Source organism: Psychrobacter sp. 5A.1, from assembly GCF_030407455.1.
Lineage (GTDB): Bacteria > Pseudomonadota > Gammaproteobacteria > Pseudomonadales > Moraxellaceae > Psychrobacter.
The window spans coordinates 1-17888 of sequence record NZ_JASDDJ010000005.1; the positions used below are offsets into that span (position 1 = coordinate 1).

Genomic DNA, 17888 nt, shown 5'->3' on the forward strand with positions numbered 1-17888 from the left:
AGTATTCGATCTGGTATTCTTTTATATTAACTATGGTTATGTCTGATGACAGCATACTTTTTAGAACACCACCAAATATTTTTAAAAGAATTGACTAACTTTGCTTCAAAGAGGCTTTTTAGCCCCGACTATAGCGGTATCCTGCTGACGACGATGGCGATGCAGTCCGTGACTGAACGTAGTATCAGGAATGCGGTCAGACACGATAGACTGCACGCCAGCGGCAAAGCAGATACAAGCGGTAGGCGGGATTGGCTACCCAAAATATTTAAATTGAACACAGTAACAAATAAGACCGGATTTTCGTGCTAAAATTAGCCCTATATTTAGAGCTTAATTTTAACGGAGAATACGTTATGCAACCAATATTTGCGACACAAACAGCCAGTATCTCAGAGCTAAAAAACAATCCTTCTGCCTTGATTAAACAGTCAGATGGTGAATCCATCGCTATCTTAAACCACAACAAACCCGTGGCTTACTTAGTGTCATCAGACGTGTTTGAACGCATGATGGAAGCCATGGACGATATGGCATTAAGCCAAACCGTGAGCGCACGGTTGAACGATGGGCATATACCGATAAAGGTAACATTGGATGACTTATAATCTTGAGTTTCACCCTTTGGCATTAAAAGAGTGGAAAAAGATAGCGCCAAGTATTCAGCAACAGTTTAAGAAAAAATTACAGCAGCGATTATCGAACCCTCATGTGCCTGCGTCAAAACTCTCTGGACACACGAATACTTATAAAATCAAATTACGCACCATAGGTTATCGTCTGGTATATACCGTCAAAGATGATGTGGTGGTGGTTTATGTATTAGCCGTCGGCAAAAGAGAAAACAACAAAGTATATGACAGTCTGGCGACGCGTCAACCATAGAGCGAATATCGTTTATTTTATGGGTTACGTTGAATGCACCCTAGGTCTTAAGCAAACCAACACTGAAATTTATACAAGAATATATTATGCCTAGAATGACACCTTCTTTAGAACAATATTCACTGATGCTTTGTGCTCTATTCTGGACAACTATCACTGTGTTATATGTATTTGGTATATCAGGAGGGCTAGTAGCTATCCTTTCTATCGGTATAGCGCTATTGATCTCTCACTTATTCTATAAGCAGCAAAACCGATTGATGACAGCACATGAACAGCTTGTATTCGCTCGAAAAAGCATATTTAACATTATTACTTTTTCTTGGATACCGTTAGTACTTATCTACTTCTTTTATCTGGATGAGGACAAACAAGCGCTATTCATATCTCTCTTTCATCCAAAAGTATTACCCACCGCTTTTGTCAGTATAGGCATCGTTTCACTGGTTGCCTTTTTGGGGATTTGGGTAACCACCAAGGGTTATACGTATTTATTAAAACGAGACATAGAGAAAAAAGCATAGCAAGTAAATATTGTAGATTCGCATAGTGCGTATCCTCATTTTAGAAATGCTGAGCACATTATCAAGGATAAATTCCATGAAAAATTTTAATATCTCATTACTACTATCGGCGCTATTTTTAACGACTAGCAGTTATGCTGAAACCACAAGTAAGGAAGATGTAGAAGTAAATACACGTGACCAATGTGGATACTATTACAGAGAGGCACTGAGCCATCCTGTTATTAAACGTGATGCTGCCGTGACGATAGATAAAGAGGCTGCTGACTACATTCAACTCAAACGTCGGTTCGCTGACGAATACATTATGAATGCTGATATTGGTAACTTCAGACCGACGGGTGGTGACTATAGTTTTGAAGATAATGAGCAAATGCTACAAGCTCTATCAATGGGTGACATTATATCGCAGAGCACTGCTGTAAAAGAGCTAATAAGCTTATTTGGCTATTATTACTTAGGCGAATACGTGCCAAAGGATGACTATCAAGCCATCGCTTACTTAGAAAAATTGGTTGAATATTATAAACAAGACCGTCCAGAGTATGTTGACGAGCTGATACTAGGTGTGGCTATGTCCTTGAATGGCGGGATCAGCAAAGCCAATCCGCTTTGGGGAAATGATGATCCGACTCAGGTATTTAATTTACTCATAAAAGCAGGGTCAATCGACACAGAAGTGATGATGATCGATGAGGACTTTGATAGCTCAGATGCTAATTGTGTCAAAAACATGCTACCTAAGATTGAAGCGCTTGCTAACCAAGGCAGTCGTTTGGCCATTCATAGGCTAGCAAAGCATTATAAAAAGTTGAGCGCTAAAGGCATGGAAGGAAATAATGAGAAGATGATGTATTGGCAACAAAAAGCTGAAGGAAATCCCCTAATAGGCATCAAATGGTCCATTTAATTTAGGGCATATCATTAAAACACACAAACAATAAAAACGACGGAGGTCATGTGCAATATACCGCAATCATCAAAGACGGTGGTTTGTTTATCCCAAATGTATTTTCAGACCTAAACGATGGTGGATCGCATATCGTGCAAGTCGAGGTTGATATTGCAGAGGTGCGTCAGCAGTTAGGTGTGGATGAATCACCAAAGACAGCGGTCACCAAAAAGGCTGTGGCAAAAGCACCCAAAAAACCAGTATTAAGAGCCACTAAAAAAGATACAAAAAGACTGTCAGAAGATGCTGATGTGAGTACCCTACGCAAAAGCGCACTTGATGAATTGGAAGCACTCGACGATAGTGAGCTGAGCGAGATATTCAAAGCTTATATGAACGATGGACAAGAGTCCTCACAGATATCGTTAGAAAATCTGTAATAGATAACTGGCAATAGCAGATTGATAATAAATAACGTCTAACGCATTTTTGCTCATACTTTTTTACTCATGCTTTAAAACAACATTTTCAAAATTGAATTCACCACCGTATCACTTATAAAGGTAGAACAATGACTTACTCGATTTTTTCTCAAACGCCAAACAATGCGCTAACAGAGCCGATGTTCTTTGGTAATCCAGTCAACGTAGCGCGCTATGATCAACAAAAGCACCCTATCTTTGAGCAATTGATTGAAAAGCAGCTGTCATTCTTTTGGCGTCCAGAAGAAGTCGATGTATCCAAAGACCGTATCGATTTTAGCAATCTGTCCTCACATGAGCAGCATATTTTCTTAAGTAACCTCAAATACCAGACCCTACTCGACTCTATTCAAGGTCGTAGCCCAAACGTGGTACTCTTGCCGCTCGTGTCTATCCCTGAGCTTGAGACGTGGATTGAGACATGGGCATTCTCTGAGACCATTCACTCGCGCAGCTATACCCATATCATTCGCAATATCGTCAATGATCCAAATATTATCTTTGATGACATTATGAAAAACGAGCACATCTTGGAGCGTGCCTCTGATATCGCTCAGTACTATGATGAGCTGTACCGCAACTCGCAGCTATATAGCCTGTACGGCGCTGGTACACACAACGTCAATGGCGAGGAAGTGACTGTCGATTTGCGATCACTGAAAAAGCAGATGTATCTGTGTATCGTCGCGGTCAACGTCTTAGAAGCCATTCGCTTCTATGTGTCATTTGCCTGCTCGTTTGCCTTTGCCGAGCGTAAGCTAATGGAAGGTAATGCTAAAATCATCAAGCTCATCGCTCGTGATGAAGCGCTGCATTTGACGGGTACGCAGCATATGCTTAACCTCATGCGTAATGGTCGTGACGATCCTGAGATGGTCGAGATTGCCGCAGAGTGTTATGAAGAAAGCATCGAGATCTTCCGCAAAGCGGCTGAGCAAGAAAAAGAATGGGCAGGTTACCTATTCAAAGACGGCTCGATGATCGGTCTGAATAAAGACATTCTTTGCCAATATATCGAATTCATCACTAACTTGCGTATGGAAGCGGTTGGCTTGCCAGCCGTGTTCCCGAACTCGAAATCAAACCCGATTCCATGGATCAATACATGGTTGTCGTCTGACAATGTGCAAGTAGCCCCGCAAGAGACAGAAATCAGCTCCTACTTGGTTGGTCAGATTGACTCTGACTTATCAGACAGTGATTTTGATGACTTTGAATTATAAGAGCTTTGAACTTTAAACTTTAGAGCGTTAGAGAAGCACTTTTAATTTAGGGTATGCCCTCATTGTAAACAGTGATGTTTGAGCGCATAAAACGATAGGAAAATGGATAGGACAAAGTGATGACTTGGGTAATGACCAGTAAACAGCAGTTTTACTTGCATGATGACGAGAGTCTGCTCGATGGGCTGCTACGTACTGGACATGATATCAATTATCAATGCCGTGAGGGTTACTGTGGTAGCTGCCGAGTCAAACGCATCGCCAGCTCACACACGGTTGACTATCCGTTTGACCCGCTTGCGATGATTGAAGAAGATGAAATCCTGCCCTGCTGTTGCCGTGTGCAAGGCGTCATCTACCTCAATCATGAGCCTATCGTAAAGTAGAGCAAAATCAACACAAATAAAAACCGCGCTCCTTCTTATAAGAAGCGCGGTTTTTTTATACTATCAGCTAAATGAATGTGCTATCCCATCAACACACGATGAGTCAGCACATTGTCATGACGACTTACTGTGGCGCTCCATCTTGCTCAAACAATTTCATCAGCTCTTCGCGCATACGGTCACGCTCTGCCTTTGACATCATTGGCGTTTCTTCATCACCTTGAATGCTTGGCACTCCCATGCCACCCATGCTCTCATCATGCAGCACGACAGGACGTTCGATCGGTTCTTGTACTGGGCGCTCTTCTAGCTTTATTTTTACTTGTGCATTGCTACCTTGGCGCAATATCTGCGCATCAAGCTCTGTATCTGGTGCCTTGCGCGCGACATACTGAATCAAAGTATTGGCATCGGTCATTTCCACACCATCGATGGTCAGAACGATATCACCGACACGTAGACCACTTTTTGCCGCTGGGCTTTTATCAATGACGTTTAGCACTTCTACGCCCGTTGACGTCTCCAGCTGCGTTGGGTCACGTAGCTGTGACTGAATCTCTATACCTAACCAGCCACGACTGACACGGCCATCTTTGATTAAAGCATTCATCACTTGCTCAACCAGTGCCGTTGGAATGGCAAAACCAATACCCATCGAGCCGCCAGAGCGTGAGAATATGACGGTATTGATACCGACCAATTCACCGCGAGCATCGACGAGTGCGCCGCCTGAGTTACCGGGGTTGATTGCCGCATCAGTCTGAATAAAGTCTTCGAATTTATTGACACCCAGTCCAGTACGTCCAGTCGCTGAAATAATCCCTTGCGTCACAGTCTGACCCACACCAAATGGATTACCAATCGCTAAAGCCAAATCCCCCACGCGAATCGGATCTTCACGGAAGCCAAGTGGCGTCAATCCAGTCATATCGACTTTGATGACGGCCAAATCACTATCAGGATCTGTCCCGATGATTTTGGCGCGGCTCTTGCGACCATCGTTAAACGCGACAGTGATTTCATCCGCTTTTTCGATCACATGCGCATTGGTCACGATGTAGCCATCTTCTGATACGATCACACCCGAACCTAAGTTGGTCGATCCTTGGTCTTGTGCAGGACCACTATGAAACTCAAAAAAACGGCGCAGTACAGGGTCATCCATATAGGGATGCTCTGCCATGGTTTGGGTCGTATAGATATTGACCACAGACTGTGACGCCCGCGCAACCGCATTATGATAAGAAGAGATAGGGGCTGGCGTATCTGAAACTGACTCTGACGCTTGCTGTGCCGCAGGCGGATTTCTTGGTGGCTCCCACGTGGCCTCCGACGTTGACTTCATACTCGTAAACAACCAGATAAACGCTACCAACACTAGCAGCAATAAGACCCAAGGTAACCATTTAAATAAAGACGCCTTGTTATTGGTGTTACGGGATGACGACATATAAAACCTCTATAAATTTAATGCAAACAGACAGTGAAAAACGAATTGAGATAAAAGTGAGAGATTGTCAACTGCTTACTGAGATATTATCAACTCATTCATTGCATGGTCAATTGATCCATCAGCTAGGCAGACTCACATGTATAAATTATAACCGCAATACCAGTAAATAGTAACGTATCGTGTACCATTTCAGTTATCCCGCTTGTCTGCTTGCTTACAACAGCATGTTAAAATAACTTTTATAAAGCTCAAAGCCAAATATTACCAAGCACGACAGATGATACATAATTTTTCTTTGCTTAATCTACCGCACTTTACGACACACACTTCATTGACGAAAGGAAAACACAATGACGGCAAATCATACGATAGCTGAACCTACCAATCCAAGCATTAGCGCCCAGACATTGACACAGTTTTGTGACGACTATTTATCAGCAAATGCGTTTAAAGACTACGCACCAAACGGCCTACAAATAGATGGCGGGCGTCCTATCAAACGCATCGTCACAGGTGTGACTGCTTGCGAAGCGTTGATTGATGCGGCCATCGCTGATGGTGCCGATGCCATTATGGTGCATCATGGTTATTTTTGGAAAGGTGAACCTGCGCCTCTCATAGGCATGAAAGGTCGACGTATCCGCAAATTAATGCAGCATGGCATCTCTATGATTGGCTATCATTTGCCGCTTGATGCACACCCTATCACTGGTAACAATGCACAACTTGCTGACATGTTAGACATGACGATCACGGGTGCGCTCTATCCTGCCGAGTCACACCCTATTGGTAATATTGCCACTTGTACACCGCAAAGTGCTGACGATCTCATTGCAACCATTACTCAAGCACTAGGGCGCACGCCACTACATATCCCAGCGGAGTATCATAAAGACTCAGCTTCTGAGACAAGCAATAAGCAGATAAAACGCGTCGGTATATGTACAGGCGGTGCACAAGATATGATCGAACAGGCGGCCATTATGGGCTGTGATGCATTTATATCTGGTGAAATATCTGAGCGTACCACGCATGTCGCCCGTGAGCTTGGTATTGACTATTTCGCTTGTGGTCATCATGCGACAGAGCGTGGCGGCATCCAAGCATTGGGTGAGATAATCGCTCAAAACTTTGGACTACCTGTGACCTTTATTGATATCGAAAACCCAGCATAAAGCAGTCGCACTGTATCGGTTTTTGATTGAATCTGCTACGGTAGGAGAGCTAAATAAAGGGTTATCAATGATTAGCGTCAATTTATAATTGACAAAGTCTGATTTGGCGCTTACTTGGAATTCGTTAGTCTATTTGTGATTATCACGCACAAAATAGCCAAAAAATGAACCGTTCATGTCTCTATTGTTAAGTTTTATCGCTTTTTTCTTAACTTTACTTGAATAATACAATCAGTAACCGCATATTACTACCTGTAAGAAAGAACGTTTTGTCATGAAACTTCCCATTATTACAGCTTCCGGTTATGGCACTAAAATAATGCTGGTAGTTATCTAAGATTTTATCAAACTATATAAGCGATAAGATTTTAGAGCGCTGCCCATTGAAATACTATGTTTGCACTATATATGTTAGCGACATGGTATTTTTTTATTTTAGGGTCGCGATGACGGTTTTGTATGATCCGTTTGATAGAGCATTTTATAAACTATCAAACGGGTCGTGATGCTTGCCCTCATTGCTGGACAAAAAACTTTCGTAGCCCGCTACCCTATTACCAGTGACTGACGGTGTAGCCCGCTATCAACGTTAGCATAGCAAAAACAGAGGAATTTGCCTCATTGGTGAATGGTTACACCCATGTTTTGCGCGATGTCTTTGTCTCAATGACTTACTCATGACCTTACCTATGTTTGACATATAGTTGTTTGGCCACTAGCCATATTTCGTTATCGATGAAGGAGTCGTCTGATTTATATCCTTCGTGTCGTTGTGCGTTCAGTATTTAAAATCAGTACTTATAAATACGGCTTTAAAACGCTTTTATGACACACCGATAGCTGGCTGACTGACAAACTAACCCACTAACTCTTAGAGAGAGTACGCTAGTGGCATTATATTCAAACAAGATAGCGCTGCATTTATCCTATTAAAAAATGCAACACTATTTAAAATGCGATATCGCTATATGTCAATATTATGGGCATACATTGGTACGCGTTTTTGCGGTAAGAAGGATGGCTAAAATCAGGAGACATCCATGCAGCGTATTACTTATCGTGTAAAAGTATCTGCGCAAGGGGCCAAACGCCGTATTTCTTATCTACTGCGTTCACCTAAACACCTACTGAACACCAAAAGTAACATCGTTTCATCCGTTACCCCTACTGTATCTCATCGTTTTGCCAGAACCAAGAAGCTGGCACAAATATCTAGTATCGCTATGCTCTCTCTACCTGCTGAGAGCCTGACGACCATGAATACCTCAGTACCAGCCTATGACAATGTTATGCTGGAAAACACCTTGACCATTGCAGCGGTGCCAGGCGACAGTACTTACTTTGCGACCGATGGCTTCCAACATGGTTTTGGCTTTGATCTGGTGCGCACTTATGCCGATGAGCTTGGTGTAGATATCGACCTAAAAGCCTATGCAAGTGAAGAAGCGGCGCTAAAAGCATTAAGATTAGGCAACGCTGATATGGCGCTGACAACCGCCAGTACTAAGCTAAAAAACCAGCTAAATCTATCCTCTATCAATGTCAGCTGTGGTTATGATGCCAGCTTGACTAAAAACGGTCTGCATCCTAAGGTGAGTTGGACGTTTAGTTCATCCAATGACCCACTATCACAAAAGGCCAGTTACTTTTTGTGCGATAGCATCAAGCTAAAAAACACACAAAAACTTGCCGCGTTTTATAATCAAAACTTGCTAAAAGACGCCTATAGTCAGGATCATTTTCAAAGAACCTTGACCGAAAAACTGCCTGATTATCAGTCCTCTTTTGAAGAGCAAGCGCGCAATTACAATCATGATTGGGAACTGTTGGTAGCGATGGGTTATCAAGAGTCACATCTCGATGCCGATGCTGTATCACCGACTGGTGTACGCGGACTGATGATGCTGACCAACAATACCGCAAAAGCCATGGGCGTCTCAGATCGCATTGATCCTTATCAAAGCATCGGTGGCGGCGCGCGGTATCTGGAACAAATGAAAACGGACTTCTCTGATGTGCCAAAAACAGATCGAATTTGGTTCGCGCTAGCCGCTTACAATATGGGCCCAAATGCCGTCAAAGGTATTCAGCGCAAACTGCGAGACCAAGGTATTGACGACAAGAGCTGGGCAAATATTTATGCGTATTTGGCAGACAATAAAGCCTCGAATAGTCGCTATGGTCAAGCCATGCACTATGTCAGCAATATCAGAAGTTATCTTGAGACCATCAAAACTCAGACTGTTTAATTCATAGCCTTTTCAGACGTTTTAAAAACCAATGTGTCAAATGCAAAAAAGCTGCTCTTTATAAGAGCAGCTTTTTTATGGTGCGACGTACGATTTATATTGACGCTATTTTTTAAAACATCATGTCGATAATGAGCTATTATTAGCGATTGGGGACCGTTAGACGCTGACCACGCTGCAACATCGTATCGGCTGCGATATTGTTCATATCTGCCAGCTCTTGTGTTGAGACACCATATTTACGTGCCAAGCCAATCAAGCTATCGCCTGATGCAACCGTATAGCTTACCGTCGCTTTTGGCACTTTGAGGGTCTGCCCACGCTGTAGCTGAGCGTTGGTCGCTAAGTCATTGGTCGCCGCCAAATCCTCTACCGATATGCCAAATTGACGCGCTAACGCAATCAGGCCATCACCAGATTTTACTTTATAGCTTTCTGTATTGCCCAATTTTTTGCCACTACTACTCGCGGTACTCGTGTTGTTCGAGCTGTTATTAGTAGTATCCTTGCTTTGGCTGGTCGTACTAGCAACGCTACCACTGGCAGGAATCGTGATACTACGTCCCAGTATTAAGTTAGAACTGGTATTCAGATTGTTCGCAGATGCCAAGTCACTTAAGCCAATATTGTAGCGTTTGGCCACGCCCGTTAAGGTATCACCTGATTTTACTTTGTAACTGATCGCCTTATTATGTAACTGACGATCGACCAGCTCTTTAGAGGCTGGTACTTTGATCGTTTGGCCACGTTGCAAACGTGCTTTTGCATCAAATTTGCTGTTCACGGCAGCAAGCTCAGCCGCACTAACTCCGACGCTATTGGCAATCCCGATTAAGGTATCGCCAGATTTAACTTTATAGTTGGTCGTTGCCACTGAGTTTGAGCTGGCTTGGCTAGTAGAACTACGATCAGCGGTTACAATAGCAGTAAAGTCAACGCTGGCTGGTACTTTCAGCGTCTGACCAACATACAATGAGCTGGTGTTGTTCATACCGTTTAGGCTGGCCAAAGTATCTGTCGACACATTAAACTGGCGCGCCAATGCGATCAAACCATCCCCTGCTTTTACTTTATAGTTTTTAGTCGCTGTGCTTGATTTTTTTGGCTTGGTAGCAGGCGCAGCAGGGGTCGTTGCAGGTGCAGTGACTTTACCGGGGATCAACCAGAGTTTTTGACCTTTTAATAGGTCAGCACGGCTGCTTAGATTGTTATAACTAGAAAGCTGTGTGACGGATAGGCCAAAACGATTGGCCGTACCAATGAGCGTATCACCACCTTGTACTACGTAACTCTCAGGCTGGCTAGCAGCGGCGTTACTAGCCGTGCTTAGTTCATCGATGCTCTTGGCATTGTAGAGATACAAGGTACTACCTGATAGCAGGCTGGCACTGGCATCAATCTGGTTCCATTCTGCGATATCACGCCAGCTAACCCCTGATCTGCTCGCAATATTCGATAAGGTATCACCGCGTTTTACTGTATAAGTGGTACGCGTGCCTGCTGGTTTTGGCTTGCTTACCGAGTTTTTTGCAAAGCTGAGTTTTTTCTCTTCCCCACTGGCTTCTAAAATAGATTGCTGTGTCTGTACGGCTGATAAATTGATGTTGCCATCTGCGTTGATGACATTGGTCTCGGAGGTGTTGCTACGGATCTGACTGGCTATAAAATCGCGTTCTTCTTTGCTGAGCGGTGGCTCTTGGACAATCGTATTGTTTTGAGTAATCTGAGCTGAGGTGGTCGGTAGACTGTTGCTGCTCTTTAGCTCAGCATTGATCTTGTTGGTCTCTGCTGTGGTCAATGGTGGCTCTGTACTCGCTGAAGAACTGCCACTATATACAGAACTGCTGGTCGGTGTGGTAGAAGGTGAGATGTAGCTTGTCGTCTGCTGAGGGACGCTTGCACTGGCAGCATAATCGGCCAATGCACTACCCGTAGATGGCAGTGAAGAGCCCGTATAGGGTTTGTTATTATAACTTGGTGTGGTGGTAGTCGTCGTGCTTGGTGTACTAGCTGCCAGCACGTTACCCGTACCATTACCTCTTAGTGCGCTCAATTTGGAATCGGTATCTAGGCTGACATCATTAGGAATGATAATACGCTGCGGGCCTGAAGAGTCTACTTTTCCTGAGGTGAGCGCTGTATTCAATCTTTCTAACTCATCGTACGTGACACCCGTCAGTTGCGCCACTTCAGATAAGCTGACACCATAGTTGACTGGCACACTACGGAAATGCTGACGGTTAGCAATGGCTGGCAGATACACACCATACTGTTCAGGTTTGGCCACGATTTCGGCCACTGCCAAGAAGCGCGGCACATAATTCATCGTTTCAGTGGGCAGTTGGAGTGACCAGTAGTCTGTTGGTAAGCCTCGCGCCGCATTGGCATCAATTGCCTTTTGAATACGCCCAGGTCCCGCATTGTAAGCAGCCAGCGCCAGCTCCCAGCTTCCAAATTGGTTGTGCAGTGCGGTCAAAAAGTCATAAGCCGCGCGCGTTGATTCGATGACATCACGGCGACCATCATAGGTGTTGCTTTGATTCAAACCATAAATTCGGCCTGTACTTGGGATGAACTGCCATAAGCCTGCGGCGGCAGCACTGCTCGTACCACTTGGATCGTAAGAGCTCTCAATGACTGGCAATAAGGCCAGCTCTGTTGGGATGTTGCGTCTCTCAGCTTCTCGTACCGTATGATAAATATAGCGACTGGCACGCGCCGTTAGGCGGTTTAGATAATCCTGTCTACTGGTAAACCAGCTTTTTTGACCTTCAATACGCTGATTATAAATTGGCTGACCGCCATTCATGCGATAGCCTGCACGCAGACGATTCCATAAATCACCATATTGCTGAATGGCCAGTTTATTGCCTTCCACCATGGTCATGTCAGTGGCTTCCAATAAATCCGCCAACTCATCCAAACTCTCTGCATCTAAAAAGGCAGTTGAATAATCCGTATCACCGGTGGTCGCCCCCTGGTTAGCAGGGCGCTTGGTAATGACAGACGAGCTATTAGTCGCACCTTGGTTTTTTACCGCTGATGTATTGCTACAAGCACTAATCAGTAAAGTGGATACCGCAAGCGTCAATGGCAACGCAATGAATGAGCGAGAGTGTGATAGCACAGTAGACATGGTATGGGAAGTTTCCTAACGACAGAAAATTAATAAGAAAAAGTTAATGGATAGTATAGTACGCAATGTAAAGCAAAGACCAGTCTAATATAAAAGATAATGATAGACGCTTAAGTAGCCAGATTTTGCACACCTTAAGATTCAATGGTCAAATGCACTTTCATCCAAGATAAACAATGATTGGTTAATTAATAGCCACTTGTGAAACTGCACGCAAGAGCACTGCATTACCAGTAGACAACGTTAGTGTCACACGAGATGTGGTGACGAATGAGACTTTCTGACCGTCTTTTACCCAGCTCTCATTTGTCGTCACATTGGCTTTGGCCTGTACCCCTGTAATCACAACATTGTCTACAGAAATATCATAGCGATAATTAGAGGTATCATTCCAGCTATTTTGCAGCAGTTTTAAGTAGGCGTCTTTATCCAAGCTAGTAGACTTGCCCTTTCTAGACAGTGAAATAAGCGCATCATCTGATACCAAGCGTGAGACCTGATTCACATTCTGACTATTTGCTGATGCCTTCATTGCTGCAGCATAGTTCTGTACCAAATCTTCGGTCATAGTAGCCGCTTGTGCACTAATACTAATGGTGCTGGCTACTGCTACAATTGCAGTTATGCTGGCGCTTTTCACCAATAGAGCCAACATCCCTTTTCCCAATAATTTTTTCATGATAATCCTTAGCGATATTTTTTTCGTTAGTGTCATATATTGACGATTAACGCTCTTTTATCATTTATTTTAGCAGTGTATTTATATTGATATAGCTATATAAGTATACGCATATCATGTGCCGAGCCTATCATCAAATTCTCACAGCCATGTGACACCCTGTGTAATTATTGCGAACCAAAAAACACAGAATGCCAAAGCAAATACTCATAAAAAACTGTGCATGGTGACGTTCAGTTGAGCCAACTATTTTTAATTATTGCTGTTTTCAGGTTGCTCATCATCACTGAGCTTCATCCCCAAACGCTCTACACGCCTATCCATCATCTGCCGTGCTAGCGCTTGCATGTCTTCAACACGGTCTATCTCATCGACAATTTCAAGACCCAGTAATGTTTCAAATACATCTTCTAACGTCACGAGTCCTTTGACTTCGCCATACTCACCGACCGTAATCGCAATATGAATACGATTTTTTAGCATCAGCTCTAACAAATCAAAGAGTTTCATTTTGGAAAAAACAAAAGTGATGTCTCTTTTGAACTGCGTTAGTGGTTTGTGCATGGCATGATTGACCTTGGCCAATAGCATGTCCGTTTTTAGGACAAAGCCCGTAATATTATCTAGGTCACCATCATAAATCGGCAGTCGAGAAAACGTCAATTTTGGTCGATCAACCAATAGCTCAGCGACGGTTTTGTTTTCTTCAAACGCCAGCATGACTGAACGGGGCGTCATGATATCTTCGACCTTGATAGCGCCAAACGCGAGCAAGTTACGAATGATACGTGACTCCAACGGATCAATTTGTCCCGACTCTTCACCGATGCTGGCAAGCGCGGCGAACTCACGACGGCTGAACGTTTGAGGCTCTTTGCCGCGTACCAAGAGTTTTGTTAAACGCTCTGACACCCAAATCAATGGATACAGAAGCATAATAATACCGCGAACGAAATAAGCCACCATACCACTTAACTGACGCCAATACACTGTACCCAACGTTTTTGGGATAATCTCAGATAAAAACAAGATAGCAAGGGTCATGATGGCAGAAAACAATCCAAACCAAGCACTACCAAACACAATCGTAGCCTGTGCACCCGCACCGATAGAGCCAAGTGTATGGGCAACGGTATTCAAGGTCAAAATAGCAGCTAATGACTGATCGATATTGTCAATTTTGAGGCCTTTAAGCATTTCTGCTTTTTTGGGGTTCGTTTCTTGCACATCCGCAATAAACGACGGCGTCATGCTCAGCAAAACAGACTCGGCTAATGAACAAACAAAAGAGACACCAATGGCGAGTAAGACAAAAAATATCAATAAAGACACGCTAAGCGTGGTTGGGGCGGCGGCAGCGGTTGGTGTTGCTGCAGCACCGGCTGCCCATACTGACTGCGGTAGCGTCAATACAGCCAAGGCAGAAAATATCGAAAAAGAGGTATAACCAAATCGAGAGCTATTGGTCATTCTTGGGGGAGGTTCTGCAGAGGCGTCTTTACGATGGGCGCGCGGACGACATAAACGAGGTACAAACATAAAAGTGGTGAACAAGTTAGGTAACCTAAAAAGAGAAAAAGGAAAGTAATATAATGAGCAAACCATATCGATTAGCAAAGTAAGACACGCTATCTATTAATCATATGAATAATTGCTTAAAATGGCTTTAATCACTGTTCTGAAGCGATATTTCGCCTCAATAGACAGCATACTAAATGTAGGCAATCATTGCCATTTGATAGTAGCATTGATGCTACCATTTCACAATAAGTCGCTATTTTTAAGTTTTTGTTTTTTGATGACTTTTATTACTCTACTATTAGCGGTTGTATAATGACATCCTCACTAGCCGATTCATCACAGTTATTTAGCCTGAACTTTTATATTAACCATTTGAATATAGTAAAAACATTGTTGTCATACCCGTTGGCTGATAGTATGCCGCTACGCTAAGAAAAACACGCTCAGCCTATGATTAACAGTTACCAAGTCTGGGATTTTTTGTTACTATGCGTCTAATTTTATTATTATCTATGACTTACTGAGAGATATTATGTTCTTATTTATCCAAGCTGCTCATGCTGCACCAGAAGCTGGCGGTGCTGCAGGTCTATTCGGTCAGATTTTACTGCCTGTTGCTTTTTTTGCGATTTTTTACTTCTTGGTCATTCGCCCGCAGTCTAAGCGTACCAAGGAACACCGCGCGATGGTCAATGCACTGACCGTTGGCAGTGAAATCATCTTTGCTGGTGGCTTAATGGGCCGTATCAAAGCGATCGAAGGCGATTATGCCGTTGTGAGCCTAAACAACAATACTGATGTGAAAGTACAACGTGCTTCTGTTATTTCAGTATTGCCTACTGGCACGATCGAAAGTGTCTAAGGAGAATGATCACTGGTTTTTATTAGTGATCGCTCATAGGACATGCTCTCAATTCAAACGATAGTCATCTAACTGGGCTAAATTTTGTCAAACATCACCAAATAGTTGGTCAACATCTCGATATTATCGACACTATTTTTCTTATTTGACGGCAATTTATCTCATTTTTATCGCCATTTTTGAAATGAGGACACACCCTAGTCGTTACATCAATGGATGTCATGACTAAAAAATGACCGTATATGATTTACGGTCATTTTTCGCTCTTAAAACAGCAAGGTAGAATGGCCGTATAAATGAGACTTACTGTTTAGATGTTCTGTCTTTATCCAATTTAACCATATGATTTTTGGTGACTAGATAACGATACGTCTGTATTATTTGCTCTACTGTTTTATGCGTTACTATCATCGCGGATGATCGCAATGGTGCATGATGACGACTGCTGAACATAGCACTCGACCGTTGCTATCGCTAACTTCCCATCTGCTAACTTGTGGCCTACGTCGCCAGTCGTTTATCAACTTAAAGAAGTGATTATGCAATATCCCGCTTGGAAATACTTACTAATTGCCGTCGTGCTATTTGTGGCCGGTCTGTATGCTGCCCCTAACCTCTATCCTGACGAACCTGCCGTGCAGATTACGAGCGCCGCAGCAGGCACGCAACTGTCTGAAGGTATCTTGACCCAGTCCCAAAGCTTGCTCGAAGAAGCTGGTCTAGACAATCATGATGGTACATTTGAGGGCAACAGTGCGCTGGTACGTCTCAACAACCCAGTCGATCAATTAAAAGCGCAAGAAGTGCTACGTAAAAATCTGGGCGAGGACTATGTGGTCGCGCTCAACCTAGCACAGACAACCCCGCAATGGCTACGCGATATTGGTGCAAAACCGATGAAGCTTGGTCTCGATTTACGCGGTGGTGTACGTTTTGTACTCGAAGTCGATATGGATAAGGCACTTGAGCAGCGTTTGACCAGTGCCAGTCGTGATATGCGACGTGAGCTACGTGCTGAGCGAGTTGCGATCAAAGGCATAAAAACCGAAAATCGAGGCGTGGTATTGCATTTTGCTGATACTGATACCCGTAACCGTGCCCAAAACATACTGCAAGGCTCGATGAGCAATACCTTTAACTTGCAGTCTTCTATTGATAATCAAGGTCCTGCATTGGTTCTATCGTACAACGATGCGACGCTTGACGAAATCAATAGCTATGCGGTCAATCAAAACTTGACGACCCTACGTAACCGTATTGCCGAGCTTGGTGTTACCGAAGCCTTAGTGCAGTCGCAAGGTGCTAGTCGTATCGTCGTCGAGCTACCTGGTGTACAAGACACTGCCGAAGCAAAACGTGTCCTTGGTCGTACTGCAAACCTTGAGTTCCGTATGGTGGCAGAAGATGCCGATACCTATACTGGCGGCATACCTCCAGCGGGCACAGAGGCATTCCCATTTGAAACACTCGATGGTCCGCCTGTATTGTTAGATCGTCAAGCGATCGTCACAGGGGACAAAGTCACCAACGCGCAGACGGGCTTGGATGAAAGCGGTCTACCTGAAGTCAGTATTACGTTGGACAGCGCGGGCGGCAAGCTCATGCAGAACGCCACTCGTACCGCTGTTGGTAAACAAATGGCAGTACTGTTCATTGAAAACAAGCAAAGAATCACTTACGAAGACAATCCAGCCACGGGTGAGACTGAAGAAATACGGACACCATATGCTGAGATCAAAGTCATCAACCGTGCCAATATTCAAGCGGTACTTGGTTCATCATTCCGTATTACTGGTCTAGACAGCAGTGCTGAAGCAGCTGAGCTGGCTCTATTACTACGCTCAGGCGCACTTGCTGCACCGATGTACTTTGTAGAAGAGCGCACTATTGGTCCATCATTGGGTCAAGAAAACATTGATAAAGGATTGTTCTCTACGCAGGTCGGCTATCTACTAGTCTTCGCGTTTATGATTATCTTCTATCGCCTATTTGGTGTGATTGCCAACGTTGCGCTAGCCGTTAACGTTATTATTATTATTGCTATTATGTCAATTCTGGGTTCATCACTTACCCTACCTGGTATCGCAGGTATCGTCTTGACCATCGGTATGGCGGTTGATGCCAACGTACTGATCTTTGAGCGAATACGAGAAGAGATTGCCAATGGCGTACGGCCAAAGTCAGCCATCGTGGCAGGTTTTGATCGAGCCTTTAGCAGTATTTTTGATGCCAACATTACAACCTTATTGGTCGCGTTTATCTTATTTGCGATTGGTACTGGTCCGATTAAAGGCTTTGCGATTACGCTAGCTATTGGTATTGTCAGCTCACTATTCACCGCGATTTTGGTGACACGTGCACTGGTACAAATTGCTTATGGTAAGCGTAAATCCATCAAAAGTCTGAGCATCGGTTAGGAGA

The 17888-nt window shown here is 43.8% G+C and carries 15 protein-coding genes; 11 read left to right on the forward strand and 4 right to left on the reverse strand.

All coding sequences use genetic code 11. The features are described from left to right. The first annotated feature begins 356 nt into the window (after positions 1–356). The 7 genes from QL982_RS01900 (at position 357) to yfaE (ending at position 4392) form a co-directional block, all read left to right on the forward strand. Positions 357–608: a type II toxin-antitoxin system Phd/YefM family antitoxin gene (locus QL982_RS01900; RefSeq protein WP_290164798.1), complete on the forward strand. Its 252-nt coding sequence runs from the start codon at positions 357–359 to the stop codon at positions 606–608. Beyond that, the gene (locus QL982_RS01905) at positions 598–885 is read left to right on the forward strand and encodes a type II toxin-antitoxin system mRNA interferase toxin, RelE/StbE family (RefSeq protein WP_290164797.1); all 288 of its coding nucleotides are present in this window, start codon (positions 598–600) and stop codon (positions 883–885) included. The genes QL982_RS01900 and QL982_RS01905 overlap by 11 nt, the downstream gene beginning before the upstream one ends. Before the next feature lie 86 nt (positions 886–971). Continuing rightward, positions 972–1409, forward strand: coding sequence for a hypothetical protein (locus QL982_RS01910; protein ID WP_290164796.1), 438 nt, complete (start codon positions 972–974; stop codon positions 1407–1409). A 76-nt stretch (positions 1410–1485) separates the two neighbouring features. After that, positions 1486–2319, forward strand: coding sequence for a hypothetical protein (locus QL982_RS01915; RefSeq protein ID WP_290164795.1), 834 nt, complete (start codon positions 1486–1488; stop codon positions 2317–2319). 50 nt (positions 2320–2369) lie between these two features. Continuing rightward, positions 2370–2741, forward strand: a complete 372-nt coding sequence (locus tag QL982_RS01920; RefSeq protein ID WP_290164794.1) for a hypothetical protein — start codon at positions 2370–2372, stop codon at positions 2739–2741. A gap of 131 nt (positions 2742–2872) precedes the next feature. Then, positions 2873–4006, forward strand: coding sequence for a class Ia ribonucleoside-diphosphate reductase subunit beta (gene nrdB / locus QL982_RS01925; RefSeq protein ID WP_290164793.1), 1134 nt, complete (start codon positions 2873–2875; stop codon positions 4004–4006). A gap of 119 nt (positions 4007–4125) precedes the next feature. Then, positions 4126–4392 carry a class I ribonucleotide reductase maintenance protein YfaE gene (gene yfaE, locus QL982_RS01930; protein ID WP_290164792.1) on the forward strand — a complete coding sequence of 89 codons (267 nt, stop codon included), beginning with the start codon at positions 4126–4128 and terminating at the stop codon, positions 4390–4392. A 124-nt stretch (positions 4393–4516) separates the two neighbouring features. On the opposite strand, the gene QL982_RS01935 is transcribed toward yfaE, so the two are convergent. Beyond that, positions 4517–5842 (reverse strand): trypsin-like peptidase domain-containing protein, encoded by a 1326-nt coding sequence (locus QL982_RS01935; protein WP_290164791.1) that lies wholly within the window; start codon positions 5840–5842, stop codon positions 4517–4519. Positions 5843–6195: 353 nt separating this feature from the next. On the opposite strand from QL982_RS01935, the gene QL982_RS01940 reads away from it, so the two are divergent. Next, complete coding sequence (locus QL982_RS01940; protein WP_290164790.1) at positions 6196–7020, forward strand: Nif3-like dinuclear metal center hexameric protein; 825 nt, start codon at positions 6196–6198, stop codon at positions 7018–7020. A 1040-nt stretch (positions 7021–8060) separates the two neighbouring features. Then, positions 8061–9269 carry a transglycosylase SLT domain-containing protein gene (locus QL982_RS01945; RefSeq protein ID WP_290164788.1) on the forward strand — a complete coding sequence of 403 codons (1209 nt, stop codon included), beginning with the start codon at positions 8061–8063 and terminating at the stop codon, positions 9267–9269. Positions 9270–9411: 142 nt separating this feature from the next. On the opposite strand, the gene QL982_RS01950 is transcribed toward QL982_RS01945, so the two are convergent. The 3 genes from QL982_RS01950 to QL982_RS01960 form a co-directional block, all read right to left on the reverse strand. Beyond that, a complete protein-coding gene (locus tag QL982_RS01950; protein WP_290164787.1) occupies positions 9412–12405 on the reverse strand; it encodes a LysM peptidoglycan-binding domain-containing protein in 2994 nt (997 codons plus the stop codon). A 184-nt stretch (positions 12406–12589) separates the two neighbouring features. After that, positions 12590–13084, reverse strand: coding sequence for a hypothetical protein (locus QL982_RS01955; protein WP_290164786.1), 495 nt, complete (start codon positions 13082–13084; stop codon positions 12590–12592). A 252-nt stretch (positions 13085–13336) separates the two neighbouring features. Then, entirely contained in the window at positions 13337–14623 is a 1287-nt protein-coding gene (locus QL982_RS01960) for a hemolysin family protein (protein WP_290163492.1), read from the reverse strand. Between the two features lie 514 nt (positions 14624–15137). On the opposite strand from QL982_RS01960, the gene yajC reads away from it, so the two are divergent. Next, positions 15138–15467 (forward strand): preprotein translocase subunit YajC, encoded by a 330-nt coding sequence (gene yajC, locus QL982_RS01965; protein ID WP_290163490.1) that lies wholly within the window; start codon positions 15138–15140, stop codon positions 15465–15467. Positions 15468–16006: 539 nt separating this feature from the next. Continuing rightward, positions 16007–17884, forward strand: coding sequence for a protein translocase subunit SecD (gene secD / locus QL982_RS01970; RefSeq protein WP_290163488.1), 1878 nt, complete (start codon positions 16007–16009; stop codon positions 17882–17884). The last annotated feature ends 4 nt before the right edge of the window (positions 17885–17888 follow it).